This is a genomic window from Methylobacterium sp. BI1 (assembly GCF_056680125.1).
In genome coordinates this window covers 3,776,682-3,796,648 of sequence record NZ_CM155267.1, presented here as the reverse complement: position 1 = coordinate 3,796,648, position 19,967 = coordinate 3,776,682, and the positions used below count along the sequence as shown (strand labels likewise).

At 69.0% G+C, this 19,967-nt stretch carries 18 protein-coding genes; 11 read left to right on the top strand and 7 right to left on the bottom strand.

Features of this window, described 5'->3' with window-relative positions; translation table 11 throughout:
* Positions 1-53: 53 nt before the first annotated feature.
* A complete protein-coding gene (gor, locus tag AC1MGR_RS17920) occupies positions 54-1,451 on the top strand; it encodes a glutathione-disulfide reductase (RefSeq protein WP_480232438.1) in 1,398 nt (465 codons plus the stop codon).
* 63 nt (positions 1,452-1,514) lie between these two features.
* Here gor and AC1MGR_RS17915 read toward each other — a convergent pair whose 3' ends face one another.
* The 3 genes from AC1MGR_RS17915 to galE form a co-directional block, all read right to left on the bottom strand.
* Entirely contained in the window at positions 1,515-2,918 is a 1,404-nt protein-coding gene (locus AC1MGR_RS17915; RefSeq protein WP_480232437.1) for an SGNH/GDSL hydrolase family protein, read from the bottom strand.
* A 72-nt stretch (positions 2,919-2,990) separates the two neighbouring features.
* Complete coding sequence (locus AC1MGR_RS17910; protein ID WP_480232436.1) at positions 2,991-4,199, bottom strand: lytic murein transglycosylase; 1,209 nt, start codon at positions 4,197-4,199, stop codon at positions 2,991-2,993.
* Positions 4,196-5,185, bottom strand: coding sequence for a UDP-glucose 4-epimerase GalE (galE, locus tag AC1MGR_RS17905; protein ID WP_480232435.1), 990 nt, complete (start codon positions 5,183-5,185; stop codon positions 4,196-4,198). Before galE ends, AC1MGR_RS17910 begins: the two co-directional genes overlap by 4 nt.
* Before the next feature lie 167 nt (positions 5,186-5,352).
* On the opposite strand from galE, the gene galU reads away from it, so the two are divergent.
* Complete coding sequence (galU, locus tag AC1MGR_RS17900; RefSeq protein WP_108034693.1) at positions 5,353-6,219, top strand: UTP--glucose-1-phosphate uridylyltransferase GalU; 867 nt, start codon at positions 5,353-5,355, stop codon at positions 6,217-6,219.
* A 466-nt stretch (positions 6,220-6,685) separates the two neighbouring features.
* Here the strand turns inward: galU and AC1MGR_RS17895 are convergent, their stop codons facing one another.
* Positions 6,686-6,901 (bottom strand): hypothetical protein, encoded by a 216-nt coding sequence (locus tag AC1MGR_RS17895; protein WP_055953370.1) that lies wholly within the window; start codon positions 6,899-6,901, stop codon positions 6,686-6,688.
* 436 nt (positions 6,902-7,337) lie between these two features.
* Between AC1MGR_RS17895 and AC1MGR_RS17890 the strand changes: the two genes are divergently transcribed.
* From AC1MGR_RS17890 to AC1MGR_RS17880, 3 genes are all read left to right on the top strand, one after another.
* On the top strand, positions 7,338-8,495 hold the full coding sequence (locus AC1MGR_RS17890; RefSeq protein WP_480232434.1) for a S1C family serine protease: 1,158 nt from the start codon (positions 7,338-7,340) through the stop codon (positions 8,493-8,495).
* A gap of 65 nt (positions 8,496-8,560) precedes the next feature.
* Positions 8,561-8,815: a hypothetical protein gene (locus AC1MGR_RS17885; RefSeq protein WP_480232433.1), complete on the top strand. Its 255-nt coding sequence runs from the start codon at positions 8,561-8,563 to the stop codon at positions 8,813-8,815.
* Positions 8,812-9,489 carry a J domain-containing protein gene (locus AC1MGR_RS17880; RefSeq protein WP_480232432.1) on the top strand — a complete coding sequence of 226 codons (678 nt, stop codon included), beginning with the start codon at positions 8,812-8,814 and terminating at the stop codon, positions 9,487-9,489. The genes AC1MGR_RS17885 and AC1MGR_RS17880 overlap by 4 nt, the downstream gene beginning before the upstream one ends.
* Positions 9,490-9,619: 130 nt before the next feature.
* Here the strand turns inward: AC1MGR_RS17880 and AC1MGR_RS17875 are convergent, their stop codons facing one another.
* On the bottom strand, positions 9,620-11,107 hold the full coding sequence (locus AC1MGR_RS17875) for a serine hydrolase (RefSeq protein WP_480232431.1): 1,488 nt from the start codon (positions 11,105-11,107) through the stop codon (positions 9,620-9,622).
* A 300-nt stretch (positions 11,108-11,407) separates the two neighbouring features.
* Here AC1MGR_RS17875 and AC1MGR_RS17870 point away from each other — a divergent pair, with 300 nt between their 5' ends.
* From AC1MGR_RS17870 to AC1MGR_RS17855, 4 genes are all read left to right on the top strand, one after another.
* Complete coding sequence (locus AC1MGR_RS17870) at positions 11,408-11,839, top strand: phasin family protein (protein ID WP_480232430.1); 432 nt, start codon at positions 11,408-11,410, stop codon at positions 11,837-11,839.
* Positions 11,840-12,223: 384 nt separating this feature from the next.
* On the top strand, positions 12,224-12,568 hold the full coding sequence (gene clpS / locus AC1MGR_RS17865; RefSeq protein WP_055953857.1) for an ATP-dependent Clp protease adapter ClpS: 345 nt from the start codon (positions 12,224-12,226) through the stop codon (positions 12,566-12,568).
* 23 nt (positions 12,569-12,591) lie between these two features.
* Positions 12,592-15,063, top strand: a complete 2,472-nt coding sequence (clpA, locus tag AC1MGR_RS17860; protein ID WP_108034698.1) for an ATP-dependent Clp protease ATP-binding subunit ClpA — start codon at positions 12,592-12,594, stop codon at positions 15,061-15,063.
* A 227-nt stretch (positions 15,064-15,290) separates the two neighbouring features.
* Positions 15,291-15,554, top strand: a complete 264-nt coding sequence (locus AC1MGR_RS17855; RefSeq protein WP_471753579.1) for a hypothetical protein — start codon at positions 15,291-15,293, stop codon at positions 15,552-15,554.
* A gap of 92 nt (positions 15,555-15,646) precedes the next feature.
* Here AC1MGR_RS17855 and egtD read toward each other — a convergent pair whose 3' ends face one another.
* Both egtD and egtB read right to left on the bottom strand, forming a co-directional pair.
* Complete coding sequence (gene egtD / locus AC1MGR_RS17850) at positions 15,647-16,621, bottom strand: L-histidine N(alpha)-methyltransferase (protein ID WP_108034700.1); 975 nt, start codon at positions 16,619-16,621, stop codon at positions 15,647-15,649.
* Positions 16,622-16,663: 42 nt separating this feature from the next.
* Positions 16,664-17,950 carry an ergothioneine biosynthesis protein EgtB gene (egtB, locus tag AC1MGR_RS17845; RefSeq protein ID WP_480232429.1) on the bottom strand — a complete coding sequence of 429 codons (1,287 nt, stop codon included), beginning with the start codon at positions 17,948-17,950 and terminating at the stop codon, positions 16,664-16,666.
* A gap of 213 nt (positions 17,951-18,163) precedes the next feature.
* Here egtB and murI point away from each other — a divergent pair, with 213 nt between their 5' ends.
* Together murI and rpsD are read left to right on the top strand one after the other, a co-directional pair.
* On the top strand, positions 18,164-19,042 hold the full coding sequence (gene murI / locus AC1MGR_RS17840) for a glutamate racemase (protein ID WP_480232428.1): 879 nt from the start codon (positions 18,164-18,166) through the stop codon (positions 19,040-19,042).
* Between the two features lie 207 nt (positions 19,043-19,249).
* A complete protein-coding gene (gene rpsD / locus AC1MGR_RS17835; protein WP_055953400.1) occupies positions 19,250-19,867 on the top strand; it encodes a 30S ribosomal protein S4 in 618 nt (205 codons plus the stop codon).
* Positions 19,868-19,967: the final 100 nt, after the last annotated feature.

Below are 19,967 nucleotides of genomic sequence, written 5' to 3'. Positions count from 1 at the left end.
GCCCCGTTCGGGCGATGGAGAGCCCTCGGCGCCCATACCCGCAGGATGAGTTGATGGCAGACGATCTGGCCCGCACCTTCGACGTCGACCTGTTCGTCATCGGCGGCGGCTCCGGCGGCGTCCGGGCAGCCCGCATCGCCGCCGGCTACGGCGCCCGGGTTCAGCTCGCCGAGGAGTACCGGGTCGGCGGCACCTGCGTGATCCGCGGCTGCGTGCCCAAGAAGCTGATGGTCTATGCCGGGCGCTTCGCCGACGAGTTCGAGGATGCCGCGGGCTTCGGCTGGACCGTACCCGAGCCGCGCTTCGACTGGAGCGTCCTGAAGGCCCGGCGCGACGCCGAGGTGACGCGCCTCGAAGGCATCTACGACACCAATCTCGGCCGGGCCGGCGTCACCATCGTCCCCGAGCGGGCGGTGATCGAGGATGCGCACACGGTGCGCCTCGTCGGGTCGGACCGCCGCGTCACGGCCCGCATCATCCTGGTCGCGGTCGGCGCCCATCCGGTGAAGGAACCGCTGATCCCGGGGGCCGAACTCGCCATCACGTCGAACGAGGTCTTCGATCTCGAGAGCCTGCCCGAGCGCATGCTCGTGGTCGGCGGCGGCTACATCGCGGTGGAGTTCGCCGGCGTCTTCGCGCATCTGGGCAGCCGCACCACGCTGCTGCACCGGGGCGACCGGCTGCTGCGCGGCTTCGACAACGAGATCCGCGACGCCCTCGGTGAGGCCTACGCCAAGCGCATGGACCTGCGCCTCAACCGCACCGTCGAGCGCCTCGACCGGGCCGAGGGCGGCATCCGCGTCACCCTCGACGACGGCAGCACCCTGGAGGTCGACCAGGTCCTGACCGCCACGGGCCGGCGCCCCAACATCGCCGGGCTCGGTCTCGACCGGGTCGGGATCGTGCCGGATGCGCGCGGCGCGATCCCGGTCGATGCCTTCTCGCAGACCTGCGTGCCGTCGATCTACGCGGTGGGCGACGTCACCGACCGGGCCGCGCTGACACCGATCGCGATCCGCGAGGGCCATGCCTTCGCCGACACGGTGTTCGGCGACAAGCCGTGGCGCGTCGATCACGGACTCATCCCCACCGCCGTCTTCTCGACGCCGGAGATCGGTGTCGTCGGCCACAACGAGGACGTGGCCCGCGACCTCTACGAAACCGTCGACGTATACCGCTCGAGTTTTCGACCCATGAAGGCGACCCTGTCCGGCCGCGACGAGCGCGTGCTGATGAAGGTGGTGGTCGACTGCGCCAGCGACCGCGTCGTCGGCGTCCACGTCCTCGGCCACGATGCCGGCGAGATCATCCAGGCGGTGGGCATCGCCGTGACCATGGGCGCCACCAAGGCGGATTTCGACCGCACCATCGCGGTGCATCCCACGGCCGGCGAGGAACTCGTCACCCTGCGCAGCCCCGTGGTCACGAAGCATCCGGTGGGCGTCGGCTAGCGTCCCAGCGGCCGCACCCCGCGTCCGATCCGCCACCCGCGCAGGCGGCGGATGGACCGGCGGTCAGCCCGGCGGCCACTTGAAGTCGTCGGCCCGGCCGGGCTGGGGCAGGGGCGCCGCCCCCCGCACCAGGGCGCGCTCGACGGTGCCCGACGGATCGGCGTCGCGGGGTCGCCCACTGATCAGGGTGCCACCCGGGGTCACCTCGGCACGGCCGAGGGGCACCACAGGACCGGCGAGGGGCTTGACCGGTAGGGCCGGGATGCCGGGCGGCTCCGGCAGGCTCGGCAGCATCGCGGTAATCTGTCGGTCGATGGCGGCGGCATCGTCGAGCTTGGCCGCCTCGCCCTCCAGCGGCGGCTGCGGCGCCACCGCCACGGGGGCGGCGAGCGCCGGCTGGGCCGGCGGCGTCCCGGTTCCCATCATCCGCTTCAGCTCGACATCGGCGAAGTGGGCCATCTTGCGCGCGCCCGCCTTCGTGAAGTGGACGCCGTCCGCTGTGCGCAGCTTGGCCTCCTGGCCCTCCAGGTCAGGGCCCGCGGCGGTGTAGCGGTTGCGGTCGTCGACGAAGCCGGGCCAGATATCGACGTAGGTCTGGCCGGCCTTGGCCACGCGCTCGCGGAAGATATCGTTGATCGCCGCGATGTCCTTGGTCAGGGATTCGCTCCGCATGGGCGGAGCCCCGACCCAGATCAGCGGGATCTTCGCGTCGGTGAACACCTTGATCAGAGCGTCGACGCGCTCGGCATACAAGGTGCGCCAGCGGTCGCTCAAGGGGTCGAGGGTCTGGTCCCCCTCGCGGATCGGCTGGCGATCGTTCGATCCCAGCATGACGAGCGCGTAATTGGTCTTCGGATTGGCCTTCAGGAACTCCTCGGCGGCCTTGGGCCAGTCGACCACGTCCTTGCGCACGAGGCCGCTATCGGCCTTCGAGCGATCGACCACGCCGATCTCCGCATTGTCCTCGAACACGTTCGAGAGGCCGCTGCCGAGATGGCCGGCGAGCGTATCGCCGAACACCGCGATGCGCGTCGTCGGCTCGACCTTCGGTACAGCCGGCTTCGGCTGGGCCACGACCGGGGCGGGGCGGGGACGGCGGCGGACGGCGCGTCCGTCATCGTGCCCGGAGCGCCCGTCATCGGCATAGCCCCGATTGCGCGGCGGTGCCGGGCGGGCGCTCGGCACGGGGGCGACCTGGGCCGGCGCCGGGCGATCCTCCCAGGGCCAGTAGAACTGACGCGGCGCCTCCTGGGGCGGGGGGGCGTAGCGCCGGTTCGCCTGGCGGGCAGCGTAGCCGTCGTCGTCCCGGTAGTAGTCCCGGGCCCGCCGGCGGGGGGATTGGTAGTCGCCGCCCCGGGGGGCGTCGTAGGAATCGCCCCATTGCGCGCAAGCCGGCCCGGCCCCGGCGAGGAGCAGGGACAGGCCGGAGAGGAAACACCAGGCCGCGCGCGATGCCGGCAAGGTCATGGGATGCCTCGATCAATCGGACCGGAGGACCGGTCGGGTGATTGGCACCTTAAAGGAGGATGCCGCCGAGGTCTAAGGTCGCCCCCGCAGGTGCTCCAGCAACCGCGGCGTGGCATAACCGTCCGCCGGCAGGCCCTCGGCGATCTGGTACTGCCGCACCGCCTCGCGCAGCTTCGGGCCGGCGCGCCCGTCCGCCTCGCCCGCGTACAAGCCACGCTCCGCAAGGCCGGCCTGGAGGGCCTGCAGCCCCGCCTTGTCGAGGCGGGCGTCGCGGACCGGCCAGGGCGCCGCAAGGACCGGTCCGCCGGCCAGGCGGTCGGCGAGATGTCCGACCGCGAGCGCGTAGGAATCCGAGGTGTTGTAGGCGCGGACCACCTCGAAATTGTCGGTAATCAGGAAGACCGGCCCCCCGAGGCCGCCGGGCAGGAACAGGCTCGCGGCGCCGGCATCCGGCAGGGCCTGACCGTCGGTGCGCCGGACCCCGCGCCGGGCGAAGTCGGCGAGGTCACCACGGTAGCGAGCGAGGTCGAAACCCGCCGGCAGGGTGACCGCGTAACCCCAAGACAGAGTCGGGTTCCAGCCCAGGGTCTTCAGGTAGGCCGCGATGGAGGCCAGGGCGTCCGCCTCCGATCCCCAGATGTCGCGGTGCCCGTCGCCGTCAAAATCCACGGCGTGCGCGAGGAAGCTGGAGGGCAGGAACTGCACCTGCCCCATGGCCCCGGCCCAGGAGCCCTTCATCCGCTCCGGCGTGACGTCGCCCCGCTCCAGGATGGTGAGGGCGGCCAGGAGCTCGTCGCGGAACAGCGTGCCGCGGAACCGCGCCTCCGCCAGGGTCGCGAGGGCCCGGATCGTCGGGACGCTGCCGCCGCTCGCGCCGAAATCCGACTCGACGCCCCAGAACGCCAGCACGATCCAGCGCGGCACGCCGTAGCGCGCCTCGATGCGCGCGAGGACAGGCGCGAGCCGTTTGGCCTGGGCCTGCCCACGGGCGATCCGGCCGGGTGAGACGGCGCCGACGAGGTAGTCCCAGACCGGACGCCCGAACTCGCCCTGCTTGCGCGTGCGGGCGAGGATGTCGGGATCGGGTCCGGAGATCCCCGCGAAGGCCGCCGAGAAGGTCCGGGAGGAAACGCCTCGCGCCTCGGCCTCCGATCGCAGCGCGGCGACGAAGGCGGCGAAGCGGGACTGCACGTCCGCCGACGCCGTGGGTTGGCTGCCCGCGGCCAGCGCGGGGGCGACCCCGAGCCATCCCGCGAAGACGAGCGACGCCCAGCGCCTCACAGGCGATTGCGCCGGGTCAGGGTCTCTTCCCAGGCGAAGGCCTGGGCGACGATCCGGTCGAGATCGTCGTTCTGCGGCGTCCAGCCGAGATCGCGGATGCGCTGGGCCTCGGCGACGATCTGGGCCGGATCGCCGGGACGGCGCGGCGAGAGGCGCACCTCGAAATCGCGCCCGGAGACCCGCTTCACCACGTCGATCACCTCCAGGACCGAGTAGCCACGACCGTAGCCGCAATTCAGGGTCAGGCTCACGCCGCCGGACCGTAGGTGGTCGAGCGCGACGCGATGGGCCTCGGCGAGGTCGGAGACCTGGATGTAGTCCCGCAGGCACGAACCGTCCCGGGTGGGATAATCGGTACCGAAAACCTCCAGATGCGTCCGCTGCCCGAGGGCGGCCTGGGTCGCCACCTTGATGAGGTGGGTGGCGTTGGGCGTCGATTGCCCCGTCCGGCCGCGCGGGTCGGCTCCGGCCACGTTGAAGTAGCGGAGGATGACGTAGGAGAAGCCGTGGGCCTTGGCCGCATCCGCGATCATCCACTCGCTCATCAGCTTGGAGCGTCCGTACGGATTGATCGGCGACGGCTGCAGGTCCTCCGGCACCGGAACCACCTCCGGCTCGCCGTAGACCGCAGCGGTCGACGAGAAAATCACGTGCTTGACCCCGCAGCGGACTGCCGTCTCGATCAGCGCCCGGGTCTTGACGGTATTGGCCAAGTAATACTGCAGGGGGTCCGCGACCGAATCCGGCACGACGATGCGCGCGGCGAAGTGTGCGACGGCGTCGATACGATGCTGGAGAATGACTTCCGTGAGAAGCGACTGATCGGCGACATCGCCGATGACAAGCTTCACCTCCGGTGGGAGCGCCCAATCGAATCCGGTCGAGAGGTCGTCGAGGACCACAACCTCCTCGTGCCCGGCGTCGAGCAGTGCCAGCACCATGTGGCTGCCGATATAGCCCGCACCGCCCGTCACAAGAACCGTCATGACACCTTCTCCCCAAACGTTTCACTGACGATATATCGGAAAACGAGCTTGTCGGTTATGCCCGTTACGTCGATGGCTCTATCGCCTCCCTGGGCGGAGGCTGTACCGAGGCAACGTCAATCCACTCGGGGTTCTCCTCACCTCTCCTCGCTACCGGGTCTCGCTTGATGAAACCGATTCGCAAAGCCGTCCTGCCCGTCGCTGGCTTGGGCACCCGCTTCCTCCCCGCCACCAAGGCGGTGCCGAAGGAGATGCTCACCGTCGTCGACCGGCCGGTCGTTCAGCACGTCGTCGACGAGGCCCGCGAAGCGGGTATCGAGCACTTCATCTTCGTGACGGGACGCGGCAAGGCGGTCATCGAAGACCACTTCGACGTCGCCTTCGAGCTCGAGCGGATGCTGCAGGAGCGCGGTAAGACCGAGGCCTACGAGGCCCTGAAGCGCGACCTCCCGGCCGCGGGCCAGACCAGCTTCACCCGCCAGCAATCGCCGCTCGGCCTCGGCCACGCCGTCTGGTGCGCCCGCGAGATCGTCGGCGACGAGCCCTTCGCGGTGCTGCTGCCCGACATGCTGAGCCGCGGCTGCATGCAGCAGATGCTCTCCGCCTACGAGCGCCACGGCGGCAACGTCATCGCGGTCGAGGAGGTGAAGCCCGAGGAGACTCACCAGTACGGTATCGTCGGCGTCGGTCAGACCTTCGGCCAGACCTTCGAGATCAACGGCATGGTCGAGAAGCCGAAGGCCGGCACCGCGCCCTCGAACTTCATCATCTCCGGCCGCTACATCCTCCAGCCCGAGATCTTCGACATCCTCTCGGCGGGGGAGACGGGCGCCGGCGGCGAGATCCAGCTCACCGACGCCATGATCAAGCTCGCCAAGGACCAGGCCTTCTTCGGCATGCACTACCAGGGGCGGACCTACGATACCGGCTCGAAGCTCGGCTTCCTCACCGCCAACATCGCCTACGCCCTCGAGCGCAAGGACCTCTCGGAGGCCCTCAAGGCCGAGATCGCGCAGCTTCTCAGCGAGCACTGAGACCACACCTCGGCGGGCCCCGCCCGGCACTGGAGCAAATGCCCAACCCGAACGCGAGAAAACGGGTTGAACGACGTGCAAAGCCCTTGATTTTTGTGCGTCGCACTTTAGATTGTGCGTTGCGGGACCGCGATGGCGTCGCGGTTCGGCAGCCCTTCTTGGGCGTTTCCTCCCTAGACTTCGGGCCGCTCTTCGGAGCGGCCTTTTTTTGTGCCCGTCAAGCACACGCGCCGCAAACCCTCCGCACGACGTGACGCTCGGACGCGCGGTCAAGCGCTCGATCGGGAAGGTGCCGGGTCAAAGGGGAGGTCTGCATGCGCCCCGGCATGCGGGGTCGCGGAGCGAAGGCTCGGCCTCACGGCCGCAGTTTATCGGTGGACGCGCCCCGGGAGGCGCGCGGGCCGGCCGCGCACAGGGCTGCGGTCGGCTCGCGGGACGACGGGCGCGACGGCGCCGGCGGATCGATTCAGTTCAGGTAGGTCCGGATCCAGTTCGGCGACAGAACCTCGCCGTCCTCGGTGATGATCCAAGGCTGCTTGGCCGGGTCAGACAGGGCGCCGGCGGCGGCCTCGATGGCCTCGCGCAGGGTCCGGTAGCGAGCGGGCTGAGCCAGAGGAGCCGGAACCGGAGCGGTACGCCAGATCGTCAGATCGGCGGGACGTTCCAGGGCTTGGGTTTCCATGTGTGTGTTCCTTTGATCGTGAGGGTCGTTCCCCGCGATGCCGGATGCCCAGCCAGAGATCTGTACGACCTCGAACCTGAACATTTGCTGCGGGACGTCTATCCGGATGAATGGAAGCATCTCTAAGGCAGCTTTGAGGTCTTTTCAGGCAGGAATGAAATGCTCATCCGCACCTGAACGCTCCCTCCCTCATACAAAGCACGCCTTTGTTGATCAGCGCGCAGAATATGGCTGCTTTTGGACGCCCTCTCGTTCTGTTTGTCGCCTCGGCTGACAATGTCGAGCCGATGTTTATCTTTGGCCACGAAGGGTTTCGGTGTGCTGTCGCACCCTGACCCGTCACGGTACCGGGCCAGTTGAAGGCCATTGCGTCACCGCCCAGTTAATGGCGAAGCGAAGCGAAGCGGTTTTCACCGCATGGTGAAGAGGATGACACATGCCCGATCGGTATCCGCCGCGGCCGGCGGATCGCTTCCTCCGCTGGGCGGCCGCTGCAGCCGTCGGCCTGCTCGCGCTCTTCGTCGCGCAGCCCTACCTGACGGGCCTGCTGTTCTCGGCGGACCGCGCGCGGGCGATCACCGCCCGCGGCGACTTGGCGCCGGCAGAGACGGCGACGGTGGAACTCTTCGCCCGAGCCAGCCCGTCCGTGGTTCACGTCTTCGTGCAGGCCGCCGCACAGGGGCGGGCCCTGATGGGGGTCGACAACGAGGGCGGTGAGCCGGGCAGCGGCTCGCAGACCGGAACGGGCTTCATCTGGGATGCGGCCGGGCACGTCGTCACCAACAACCACGTGGTCGCTGCGGCCACGCAGGGAGGGGGCGCCATCGCGGTCCGCCTCTCCTCCGGCGCGGTCGTGTCGGCGAGCCTCGTCGGCGCGGCCCCGAGCTACGACCTCGCCGTCATCCGCCTGGGACGCACCACCGCCGCCCTGCAGCCCCTTGCCATCGGGACCTCGGGCGACCTCAAGGTCGGCCAGTCGGTCTTCGCCATCGGCAATCCGTTCGGCCTCGATCACACCCTGACCACCGGGGTGATCAGCGCCTTGCAACGTCGCCTGCCCACCAGCGCGGGACGGGAGCTCTCGGGCGTCATCCAGACCGATGCGGCGATCAACCCGGGCAATTCCGGCGGCCCACTCCTCGACTCCGCCGGGCGCCTCATCGGGGTGAACACCGCCATCTTCTCGCCCTCCGGGGCGAGCGCCGGCATCGGTTTCGCCATCCCGGTCGACGTCGTGAACCGGGTCGTGCCCGAGCTCATCCGCAACGGACGGACGCGCAATCCCGGCATCGGCATCCTCGCCGGGCAGGAAGCGACCGCGGCCCGCCTCGGGATCGACGGGGTGGTGATCCTGCGCGTACTGCGCGGCTCTCCGGCCGCCGCTGCCGGTCTGCAGGGCGTGGACCCGCAGACGGGCGAGATCGGCGACATCATCGTCGGGGCCGGCGACCGTCCGGTCCACCGCCTCGCCGATCTCACCGCCGCCATGGAGGCGGCCGGTCTCGGCACTGCGATCGATCTCACCGTGGAGCGGGACGGACGGACGCGCCGGGTCCGCGTCACCACCGCGGACGTCGCGGAGAACCGGCTCTGAGGCCGGGGCCTCGTCACGCGGCGCGGCGCTCGCTAAAGCGACCCGTCGCCCAGCGAAAGTGACCCATGGTCAGCCATTGTTCCTCCTGCGCCCTCCTGCTCTGGCTGGCCGGCGCCTTCGCCGCCGGTGCCGCCGAGCGGACACCGCCGCATCTCTGCCCGGAGAATGCCCCCGAGGGCGTCCGCCTGCCGCCGCGGCCCGGCTGCGATCCGGCGCGCCCGAAACCGGGGGTGCCGGACAATCAGGGGTTCCGTGACGTCGGCGGGGTGAAGCTGCGCGTCGGCGGTCGGGTCGGTGCCGAGTACGGGTTCGGCCGGTGACGTTCCTCGCCGGTGTCGTCGCGCTTCTTCTCGTGTGGTGGTTTGGACGGAACTTGCGGATCCGCCATCCCGCCCTGACGGCGCGCGTCCTGCGGCGGGTGGGGGGATATGCCGCCCTGGCATTGGCCGCCCTCTTCCTGGTGCGGGGGCGCCTGGAATTCGCCATCCTGCTGGGAGCCGGCGCCGTCTGGCTGCTCGAGGGATCGGCCGGCCTGAACCGCCGGGTCCGGGGCCTCGCCGCCCGCTACGATCCGCGTCGGCTCTCGGGCGCCACCATCCGCTTCGATGCGGCCGGGGACGGGATCGCCCTGGCGGGGCCCTATGCCGGCCAACCCCTGTCGGTGATCCCTCTGCCCGCCCTCGTCGCCCTGTTCGGGCGCGACGCCGAGACCACCCGTCTCCTAGAGGTGTATCTCGACCGCCGGCATCCCGGCTGGCGTGTAGACGCTCAGGGAGATCCCCACCCGGGGCCGCGCCGCGCGGCGTATCCAGGGGCGATGACGGAGGAGGAGGCCTATGAGATCCTGGGGCTTGAGCGTGGGGCGTCCCTGGAGCAGGTCCGCGCGGCTCACCGGACGCTGATGAAGCGGCTGCACCCCGACCAGGGAGGCACGGCCGAGCAGGCGGCCCGCGTCAACGCGGCCCGTGACAGGCTTAACAACCGACATCGCTGATACTCCACGCGCGTTGTCAGACAGGGAATGTCGAAAGAGCGGCCGTCCGGCGATACGAACCGGGCGTCCGTGTCCTGTGCCGGTACGCCCGAAGGGGGCACCGGTCCCTTGCGAACCCGTCAGCGCGAACTCAGCTGCGGGTGGCGAAGCAGTTGAACCCGTTGCGCTTCAGCGCGTTGCAGGCGTCCTGCGCGCTGTCCTGCTCGGCGAACCCCGAGAAGCGGGCCCGGAACAGGGTCGCGCCGCCATGCTCGACCTTCACCGTGTAGGGCGCCGCCTTCGCGAGCGCGCCGCCGGCCCGGCTACGGGCCTCGGACAACATCGATTTCGCCTTGTCCTCGTCGTCCATGGCGCCGAGCTGGATGACCCAGGCCGTGGGGGTGATCCGTGCGCCGGAGACCGGCTTCGCAGCCTCGGTGCGGGGACCGTCGACGGAGGCGAGACGGGCGTCGCTCTTGCCACCGGCCGGGAAGGCGGCCTGGCCGCCGGCGGGCGCATAGGCCTGCGCCGAGGCCGGGAGCGCTCCCGAGCGCCACTTCATGCCGGCGCTGCCGGGCGTCGTGGTGGCGGTGCGGCTGGGGCTGATATCGAGGGGCTGGCCGGCGCGAAGGGTCGAGGCCGTGGTCTCCACGTCCTCGTCGTCGGCGGAGGCCACCTGGGTCCGGGTGCGCGAGGCGCCATCGGCGACCACCGCCGGGCGGGCGCGTTCCGCGACCTCGACGGTCGAGGGGGCCTGGCGAGCCCCCGCATAGGCGCGGGGCAGGGACTGACGGACGAGGTCGGCCATGATCCGGTCACGGCTGGCGCCGGACTTGCCGCCCAGCACGATCGCCACGATCTGGCGATCGTCGAGCTTGGCCGCCGTCATCAGGTTGAAGCCGGAATCGCGGGTGTAGCCGGTCTTGATCCCGTCCACGCCCTGGACATTGCCCAGGAGGCGGTTGTGGTTGCCGATGACCCGGCCGCGGAAGGCGAAGGAGCGGGTCTGGAAATACTTGTAGTAGCGCGGGAAGCGATCCTGGATCGCCCGGGCCAGGATCGTGAGATCGCGCGCCGTGGTGATCTGGTCGGCATCCGGGAGGCCGGAGGCGTTGGCGTAGTGGGTGCGGCTCATGCCGAGGGCCTTGGCCTTCTGCGTCATCATCTCGGCGAAACGGGCTTCGGAGCCGGCGATGTTCTCGCCGATGGCGCAGGCCACATCGTTGGCCGACTTCGTCACGATCGCCTTGATCGCGTCCTCGACCTCGATGGTGGAGCCCGGACGCAGGCCGAGCTTCGAGGGGGCCTGGGAGGCCGCGAAGGACGAGATGGTGAGAGGCGACTCGAGGGTGTAGCGCCCGCGCTCCAGCTGCTCGAACAGCATGTAGAGCGTCATCACCTTGGTGATCGAGGCCGGGTGGCGCAGCGAATCCTCGTTGATCGCGTGCAGGGTCTTGCCGGTCTTCACGTCCACCACCATGGCGGCGTAGGGGGGATTGTAGCCGCCACCGCCGCCACCGCGGTGATGATGACCGCGTCGCGCCTCGGCCGGGGAGGCGAGGGCGGCCAGGACAGCGGCCGCGGCAATCGCGGCCGACAGGGCAGGCACCCGGCCGACGCGGGGAGTATGGCTACGCATCACGACTCACTGCCTCGACATGCTCGACCCGCAGGCCGGCTTGCACCGCAACATCTCGGCGGGGGGTGCGGCCGTGCCGCCGTAACCCCGCAACATCTGTCAATCAGGCTAGGTGGACGCAGTTACGGCCCGGTTAATGCTGCGGGACCAATTCGACGGACGCGACGCACATTTCGCAATGCAATATATCGCTTGACGTTCTATGTTGCATCGCACACAAAAGTCGCGGGCCGCTCTCGGCCTCGCGGGCGATGGCCCGATACGTCAGGGTAAGCCCCGCGGGGGCGGAAGGATCGTCGGATGACCCAAATGTACGAGAAGGCGGCCGAGATGAACAAGACCGGTCTCACCACCGTGATGAAGAGCGTCTCGTCGCTCGCCAAGACCAACCAGACGGCCGGCATCGAGATGGCGGATTTCGCCAAGGAGTCTTACAGCGCCGGTGCCGAGGCGATGAAGAAGCTCGCCGCCGCGCGCACGCTTCAGTCCGCCCTGGAGATCCAGGCCGAGTACCTCAAGGCGTCCTACGAGCGCCTGCAGAACCAGGCCAAGGTGATGACCGACCTGTACCAGGGCCTCGCCCAGGAGGTGGGCGCCCCGCTCCAGGCCAAGGCGCCGTTCGATCTGAAGAGCTTCTTCGACCCCAAAAACTTCTTCGATCCGAAGGCCTTCGATCTCAAGGGTTTCCCGAAGCTTCCCGGTTTCCCAGCGGCCGACCAGAAGGCGGCCTGACGCCCGGCCTACCCCGCGGCAGCCGAACGGCCCGCTGCAGCCCCTCAGGTTCCGCCAGTCAGGCCCCGTGCGATCGTCCGCACGGGGCCTTTTCGTATCGGGAGCCGGGTGAGCGCGGGCCGCCGCCCGGGCGGTCCGGGACGCCGCTTCGTCGCCGTCTCGGACAAGTGCGCGCAGCCGACTGGCGAAGCGGCCGATCGCCCTATAGATTACCGGCGATGCGAGCGCGCCTCGCCGGCGCGACCCGCGGATGAGCAGCCACCAAGCAGCATGCCGCACCAAGGGGTCGATGCGATTCAGATGACCGACGTCCTGATACGGGGCAGCGAATCCTCACGCGCGGACGGCCCCGAGACCTTTTCACGTACCCCTCGCATCGCGGATGTGCGGGCGACGGACGAGCCACGCGAACCGGGTGGTACGGATGATGGCCGGTCCGGGACCGCCATCATCACCCGCACCAAACCGAAGACCAAGCGACCGAGCCTCTACAGGGTTCTCTTGCTGAACGACGACTACACACCTCAGGAGTTCGTGGTTCACGTCGTCGAGAAATTCTTCAACAAGTCGCAGGAAGTCGCGTTTCAGATCATGATGCACGTGCACCACAACGGTGTCGGCGAGTGCGGCATCTTCACGTACGAAGTTGCGGAGACCAAGGTGACGCAGGTCATGGACTTCGCCCGCAAACACCAACATCCTCTCCAGTGCGTTATGGAAAAGAAATAGGCATCCCACACAGAGGCCACGCTTTGCCCAGCTTCTCTCGCAGCCTAGAACAAGCTCTCCACCGCGCCCTGGCGCTCGCCGGCGAGCGCCGGCACGAATATGCGACGCTGGAGCATCTCCTGCTCGCCCTCGTGGACGATCAGGACGCGGCCGCGGTCATGCGGGCCTGCAACGTCGAGGTCGACACCCTCAAGCGCAGCCTCGTGGAGTACGTCGACACCGAGCTGTCGAACCTCATCGGGGACGGCCGCCAGGACGCCAAGCCGACCGCCGGCTTCCAGCGCGTGATCCAGCGTGCCGTGATCCACGTACAATCCTCCGGACGCGAGGAGGTCACCGGCGCGAATGTGCTGGTGGCGATCTTCGCCGAGCGCGAGAGCCACGCCGCGTACTTCCTGCAGGAGCAGGACATGACGCGCTACGACGCGGTCAACTACATCAGCCACGGCATCGCGAAGCGCCCGGGGGCCTCCGAGGCCAAGCCAGTGCGCGGCGCGGACGAGGAATCCGCCTCCGAGCGCCCGAGCGGCGACGAGGGTGAGGGCCGCGCGAAGAAGAAGGGCGACGCCCTCGAGGCCTATTGCGTCAACCTGAACAAGAAGGCCCGCGACGGCCGGATCGACCCGCTCATCGGCCGCGAGGCCGAGGTGCAGCGCACGATCCAGATCCTCTGCCGTCGCCAGAAGAACAACCCACTCCTCGTGGGCGAGCCCGGCGTCGGCAAGACCGCCATCGCCGAGGGCTTGGCCCGCAAGATCATCAACAAGGAGGTGCCCGAGGTCCTCATCGAGGCCACGGTGTTCTCCCTCGACATGGGTACCCTGCTGGCCGGCACCCGCTACCGGGGCGACTTCGAAGAGCGCCTCAAACAGGTGATGAAGGAGATCGAGGCGCACCCGAACGCGGTGCTCTTCATCGACGAGATCCATACGGTGATCGGCGCCGGGGCGACCTCCGGCGGAGCGATGGACGCCTCGAACCTGCTCAAGCCCGCCCTCGCCAACGGCTCCCTGCGCTGCATCGGCTCGACCACCTACAAGGAGTACCGCCAGTACTTCGAGAAGGATCGGGCCCTGGTGCGCCGCTTCCAGAAGATCGACGTCAACGAGCCGTCGATCCCCGACGCGATCGAGATCGTGAAGGGCCTGAAGCCGTATTTCGAGGAGTTCCATAAGCTCAAGTACACCACCGAGGCCGTGAAGGCCGCGGTCGAGCTGTCGGCGCGCTACATCAACGACCGGAAGCTGCCAGACAAGGCGATCGACGTCATCGACGAGACCGGCGCCTCGCAGATGCTGGTGCCGGAGGCGCGCCGCAAGCGCACCATCGGCGTGAAGGAGATCGAGGCGACCATCGCCACGATGGCCCGCATCCCGCCGAAGACTGTCTCGAAGGACGACGCGGTGGTTCTCAAGAACCTCACGGAGAACCTCAAGCGCGTGGTCTACGGCCAGCCCAACGCCATTGACGCGCTGACCTCGGCGATCAAGCTGGCCCGTGCCGGCCTGCGCGATCCCGACAAGCCGATCGGCTCCTACCTGTTCGCGGGACCGACCGGCGTCGGCAAGACCGAGGCCGCCAAGCAGCTCGCCGCGTCCCTCGGCGTCGAGATGCTGCGCTTTGACATGTCGGAGTACATGGAGCGGCACACGGTCAGCCGCCTCATCGGCGCGCCTCCCGGCTATGTCGGATTCGACCAGGGCGGCCTGCTCACCGACGGCATCGATCAGCATCCGCATTGTGTGCTGCTGCTCGACGAGATCGAGAAGGCGCATCCGGACCTGTTCAACATCCTGTTGCAGGTCATGGACCACGGCAAGCTCACCGACCACAACGGCAAGCAGGTCGATTTCCGCAACGTGATCATCATCATGACCACGAATGCGGGCGCCTCCGACCTCGCACGGTCCGCCTACGGCTTCACCCAGGCCAAGCGCACCGGCGACGATGTCGAGGCGATCAACAAGCTGTTCGCGCCGGAATTCCGCAACCGTCTCGACGCGATCATCTCCTTCGGTCACCTGCCGAAGGACGTGGTGGCGAAGGTAGTCGACAAGTTCGTCCTCCAGCTCGAGGCGCAGCTCGCCGACCGCAACGTCACCATCGAGCTCTCGGACGAGGCACGCGAGTGGCTGACCGAGAACGGCTACGACGACGCGATGGGCGCCCGGCCGATGGCCCGTCTGATCCAGTCGACCATCAAGACGCCATTGGCCGACGAGGTGCTGTTCGGGCGGCTCAAGGACGGCGGCGCGGTACGGGTGGTCCTGCGCAAGGGCGAGGGCGCGGAGAAGGACGCGCTCGGCTTCGAGTTCCCGGCTGGTCCGGTCACGCCGAAGCCCGAGAAGGACGTCGCCAACGCGGCCAAGAAGCACAAGCGCACGAAGGCCAAGGCCTCGGCGCGCAAGACGAACGACAAGCGCGACGACAAGGGCGGCCCCAGCGGCGGCTCCGGCGTCCGCACCGTTCCGAAGGTGCCCCTGGTCAAAGCCTGAACGGTCAGGACCGGAGATCCCCCGGACCTGACATCGCCAAGACGAACCGGCCCTTCCCATCGGGAGGGGCCGGTTTTTCACGTCAGACGGGTGCCGGAAAACCGCATCCGGCGGTCGACACGGGGTCGCCGGATGGTTAGCAAGCGCGGGAATGGAGAGCGGGCACTGCGAGAGACTGGCCGGATACGCCTCCCATCGCTGAGATCGGTTGAGGAGGGGCGTCCCCGATGAACGACTTGCACGAGGGTCCCCTCACGCCCATCGCGACCAAGCAGGCCCCCGCCCCGAAGCTCACGGCCCGGGAACAGCGCCGGCTGCGGCGCCGGCGCCGGCGGCGCGGGGAGGAGATCCTGGGCTGGATCCTGGTTCCGGTGATCGTCTTCGGGATCTACTGGGGCGTGACCGCCGGCCTCGACTTCCTCGGGACCTCACCGGGCCAGCTCTGGGACCAGCTGATGCAGGTCAAGGCGATGATGGAGAAGCGAAGCTGAAGTGAAGGCGGTCGATCGGACCGGCCCCCACCGGCCAGTCCGCTGCGCATTCCGATCCGTCGAAGTAATCGACCGGCTCGGGCCCGCGAGACTCAGCCCCGCCGCAGGGCGTGGATCGAGAAGAGCCGGTCGGGATCGGTCCACACCGCCTCCGCGCGCCAGCCGGCCTCGCCCGCCAGAGCCCGGAAGCTCTCGACCGTATACTTGTAGCTGTTCTCGGTGTGGATGGTCTCACCCGCGGCGAAGGCGATGCCCCGGTCCGCGACTCGGATGGTCTGGGCCTTCAGGCTGACGAGGTGCATCTCGATGCGCGAGGCCTCGGGATTGAAGAAGGCCCGGTGGGCGAAGGCGTCGAGATCGATTTCGGCACCGAGTTCGTGCCGCATCCGCACGAGCAGGTTGCGGTTGAAAGCCGCCGTCACCCCGGCCGCGTCGTCGTAGGCGGCGTCGAGCACCGCCTTCTCCTTCACGAGATCGACGCCGATGATCAGGGTGGCGCCAGCCCCGAGCACCCGCCCGAAATGGGCGAGCAGCCGGGTCGCCTGCGGCGGCTCGAAATTGCCGATGGTGGAGCCGGGGAAGAAGCCGGCCACCGGGCCGTCCGACAGGCCGGTCGGGAGGGTGAAGGCCCGGGTGAAATCCGCCGCCACGGGGGCGATCGTGAGGTTCGGGAAGTCCCGAGCCAGAGCCTCGGCCTCACTCAGGAGAAAGCTCTCCGAGACGTCCACGGGAACGTAGGCGGCGAGGTCCGGCCGGTGCACCATCAGGCGCCGGACCTTCACGGTCGAGCCGCTGCCGAACTCGACGAGGTTCGCCTCGGCCGGCAGGGTCGCGGCGATGGCCGCCCCCTGGGCGTCGAGGATGCCGAGCTCCGTGCGGGTCGGGTAATATTCCGGCTGCCGGGTGATCGCCTCGAAAAGGTCCGAGCCCGTCGCGTCGTAGAAGTACTTCGCCGAGAGGAACTTCTGGGGTGCCGAGAGGCCGGTCAGCACATCGTCCAGGAACTGACGCTCGGCGTCGATGGCCGCGATCGGTGTCGCGTCCGTGAAGACGGGGTTGATGGTCAAGGGACGTCTCCAGGTACGCGACGATTCAGGGGCTGGCTGGAATCAGGACCGGGCGTCCGACAGGCGCAAGCCCGTGAATTGCCAGCGCTGATGGGGGTAGAAGAAGTTGCGGTAGCCCACCCGCGCATGGCCCTGCGGCGTCGCCACAGAGGAGCCGCGCAGGACGAACTGGTTCGACATGAACTTGCCGTTGTACTCGCCGAGCGCGCCGTCCACCGGGCGGTAGCCCGGGTAGGCGGTGTAGGCGCTGCGGGTCCACTGCCAGACGAGTCCGAAGGCGTCGGGGAGCTTGTCCTCGCGGGCCGCCACCTCCCACTCGAACTCGGTTGGCAGGTCGCGCCCGGCCCAGCGGGCATAGGCGTCGGCCTCGTAGTAGCTGATATGGGTGACGGGCAGGTCGGGATCGACCGGCCGGATGCCGGCGAGGGTCATGGTCGCCCATCCGTCCTTGGCCTCGCGCCAGTAGCCCGGCGCCTCCCACCCCTCGGCCTGGGCGGCGATCCAGCCATCCGAGAGCCAGAGTTCCGGACGCGCATAGCCGCCATCGGCCATGAAGTCTTGCCACTGCCCGTTGGTGACCAAGGCCCGGTCGATGGTGCCACCCTGGATCAGCGCATCGTGGCGCGGCGACTCGTTGTCGAAGGAGAAGCCCTCCCCGGCATGGCCGATGGACTCGATGCCCCGACGCAACTCCGCGCGTCCCCCTGCGCCCTGGGGCTTCGGAAAGCGCCAATCCGCGTCGTAGGCAGGCCCGAGGGGGTTCTGCGCGAAGGCGTGCAGGATATCGGTGACCAGCAATTCCTGGTGCTGCTGCTCGTGATAGAGCCCGATCTCGAGGACCGGGAGCACCGCTTCGAGGGCACCGGGGGAGGCCTGGCTCAGAAGTGCATCGACCGAGCGGTCGACATGCGCGCGGTAGGCCGCGACCTCGTCCGCCGTCGGGCGGGTGATCAACCCGCGCATGATACGCGGCTGACGGGGACCGGCGGCAACGTAGTACGAGTTGAACAGGTAGTGCAGCCGCTCGTCGTAGATGGCGTAGCCCGGCAGATGCGCGCGCAGCAGGAACTGCTCGAAGAACCACGTGGTATGCGCACGATGCCACTTCGTCGGGCTGGCATCCGCCATCGACTGGACCTGCTGGTCCTCCGGGGAGAGCGGCGCCGCGCGGCGCTCGGTCTCGTCGCGGACGTGGTGGAAAGCCGCGATCCAGGCCTCGCGATCCACCGGCGTCGCGGAGAGGGGCGGAGGCGGGAAGAAGGATCGGTCCGCCTTCGCCCGGCCGGCCTCGGCCCCAGGGGTCTCGCGAAACGCTGCCGTCGCTGCCATGGCGGCCACTCCCATATCTGAACCCGCAATCCTGCACCTGAGAGGGGAGATATGGCCGCGCCGGCATTCGGCAACGGAGGCGGAGCGGGGTCCTTCGTCGCGCCCACGCCCGGACCATCGGATCGATCGCCTTTTTGCCGCCACGGTGACCTCGCCTTAACCGTCCGGGACCGACACTTCGCCGTTCACGCGGGACAGTCGGGCCGGACTCGGATGCGGATCGATCTCATGGCAGGAGCGACCACGGCGGCCGTGGCACGGAGCGTGGCGCCGGCGCCCACCATCCTGGTGTTCGATTCCGGGCTGGGCGGGCTGACGGTGCTGGAGCAGGTCCGGCGCGCCCGACCGGATGCCGCCTACGTCTACGCCGCCGACGATGCCGCCTTCCCGTATGGCCGCCTGTCCGAGCCGGTGCTGGTCGAGCGGGTGCTCGGCGTCATGGAGCGCCTGATCGGCCTGCACGCGCCGGACCTCGTCGTGGTGGCCTGCAACACCGCCTCCACCCTGGTGCTTCCCGCCCTGCGCCAGCGCTTCGCCACGCCCTTCGTCGGGGTGGTACCGCCGATCAAGCCAGCCGCGGAAGCGACGCGCTCGCGGGTGATCAGCCTCCTGGCGACCCCCGGCACCGTGGCGCGCGCCTACACCCACGAACTCGTCGAGACCTATGCCAGCGCCTGCGCCGTCACCCTGGTCGGCGCCCCGAACCTCGCCGGCTTCGCGGAAGCCGAGCTAGCCGGCCAGCCGGTGGACGACGCGGACCTGGCCCGCGAGATCGCCCCCTGCTTCGTCACCCTGGAGGACGGCCGCCGCACCGACGTGGTCTGCCTTGCCTGCACCCACTATCCCCTGCTCCTCGCGCGCTTCCAGGCCCTCGCCCCCTGGCCGGTGACCTGGATCGACCCGGCCCCCGCCATCGCCCGGCGGGTGACGCAGCTGATCGGACCGAGCCCTCGCCCCCTCGGCCGGGACGATGCGCCGGTGCTCGGCGCCTTCACCAGCGGCGCCGGCCTCTCGGCGCTCCTGCACCGCTCCCTGGAAGCCCGCGGGATCGGGCGCGTGGCGGTGGAGGCGATGCCGCTCGGCCTGCAATAGGCGGTCGGCAGCCGGCTCGGCATTGACGGCGGCGGCGTCGTGCTCTAACGAGGCGCCGGTAACGGGGCTCCGACGAGGGGCCCCGATGCTTTTCAAGCGCACCCGTGGGCGGCAATGTCCGTCCTGTCGCTTCGCTCCAGGCTCCTGGGCCCGGCGGAGAGAGGAGGGCGCGTTCCTCGATAGATCTCCATTGCGAGAGGAACCGCGATGTCAAAACGCATTCAGGCGAAGCACAAGCTCGATCGCCGCATGGGCCAGAACATCTGGGGCCGCCCGAAGAGCCCCGTCAATCGCCGCGAGTACGGCCCCGGCCAGCACGGCCAGCGCCGCAAGGGCAAGATGTCCGACTTCGGCACGCAGCTGCGCGCCAAGCAGAAACTCAAGGGCTACTACGCCAACATCACCGAGAAGCAGTTCCGCCGCTACTACGCCGAGGCGATCCGCCTGCGCGGCGATTCCGGCGAGAACCTGATCGGCCTGCTCGAGCGTCGCCTCGACGCCGTCGTGTACCGTGCCAAGTTCGTCCCGACCCCGTTCGCGGCGCGTCAGTTCGTCAACCACGGTCACGTCAAGGTCAACGGCCAGCGCGTCAACATCGCCAGCTACCTCGTGAAGCCGGGCGACCTGATCGAAGTCAAGGATTCCTCGAAGCAGCTCGAGATCGTCGTCGTGGCCGCGCAGCTCGCCGAGCGTGACGTGCCGGACTACATCGAGGTGGATCACTCCAAGATGACGGCCCGCGTCACGCGCGTGCCGAACCTCGGCGAGGTTCCCTACCCGGTTCAAATGGAACCGAACCTCGTCATCGAGTTCTATTCGCGCTGATCCCACTGGATCATCGCCGAAGACACGAAAGGGCCGCCCGCGAGGGCGGCCCTTTCTCGTTGGGGCGAAGGCCTTAGCTCGTCGGGGCGAAGGCTTTGGG

Coding starts and splice junctions, on each gene's coding strand:
- gor (WP_480232438.1), top strand. CDS start 54: ATGGCAGACGATCTGGCCCGCACCTTCGACGTCGACCTGTTCGTCATC.
- AC1MGR_RS17915 (WP_480232437.1), bottom strand. CDS start 2,918: ATGACCTTGCCGGCATCGCGCGCGGCCTGGTGTTTCCTCTCCGGCCTG.
- galE (WP_480232435.1), bottom strand. CDS start 5,185: ATGACGGTTCTTGTGACGGGCGGTGCGGGCTATATCGGCAGCCACATG.
- galU (WP_108034693.1), top strand. CDS start 5,353: ATGAAACCGATTCGCAAAGCCGTCCTGCCCGTCGCTGGCTTGGGCACC.
- AC1MGR_RS17895 (WP_055953370.1), bottom strand. CDS start 6,901: ATGGAAACCCAAGCCCTGGAACGTCCCGCCGATCTGACGATCTGGCGT.
- AC1MGR_RS17890 (WP_480232434.1), top strand. CDS start 7,338: ATGCCCGATCGGTATCCGCCGCGGCCGGCGGATCGCTTCCTCCGCTGG.
- AC1MGR_RS17885 (WP_480232433.1), top strand. CDS start 8,561: ATGGTCAGCCATTGTTCCTCCTGCGCCCTCCTGCTCTGGCTGGCCGGC.
- AC1MGR_RS17875 (WP_480232431.1), bottom strand. CDS start 11,107: ATGCGTAGCCATACTCCCCGCGTCGGCCGGGTGCCTGCCCTGTCGGCC.
- AC1MGR_RS17870 (WP_480232430.1), top strand. CDS start 11,408: ATGACCCAAATGTACGAGAAGGCGGCCGAGATGAACAAGACCGGTCTC.
- AC1MGR_RS17855 (WP_471753579.1), top strand. CDS start 15,291: ATGAACGACTTGCACGAGGGTCCCCTCACGCCCATCGCGACCAAGCAG.
- egtB (WP_480232429.1), bottom strand. CDS start 17,950: ATGGCAGCGACGGCAGCGTTTCGCGAGACCCCTGGGGCCGAGGCCGGC.
- murI (WP_480232428.1), top strand. CDS start 18,164: ATGCGGATCGATCTCATGGCAGGAGCGACCACGGCGGCCGTGGCACGG.
- rpsD (WP_055953400.1), top strand. CDS start 19,250: ATGTCAAAACGCATTCAGGCGAAGCACAAGCTCGATCGCCGCATGGGC.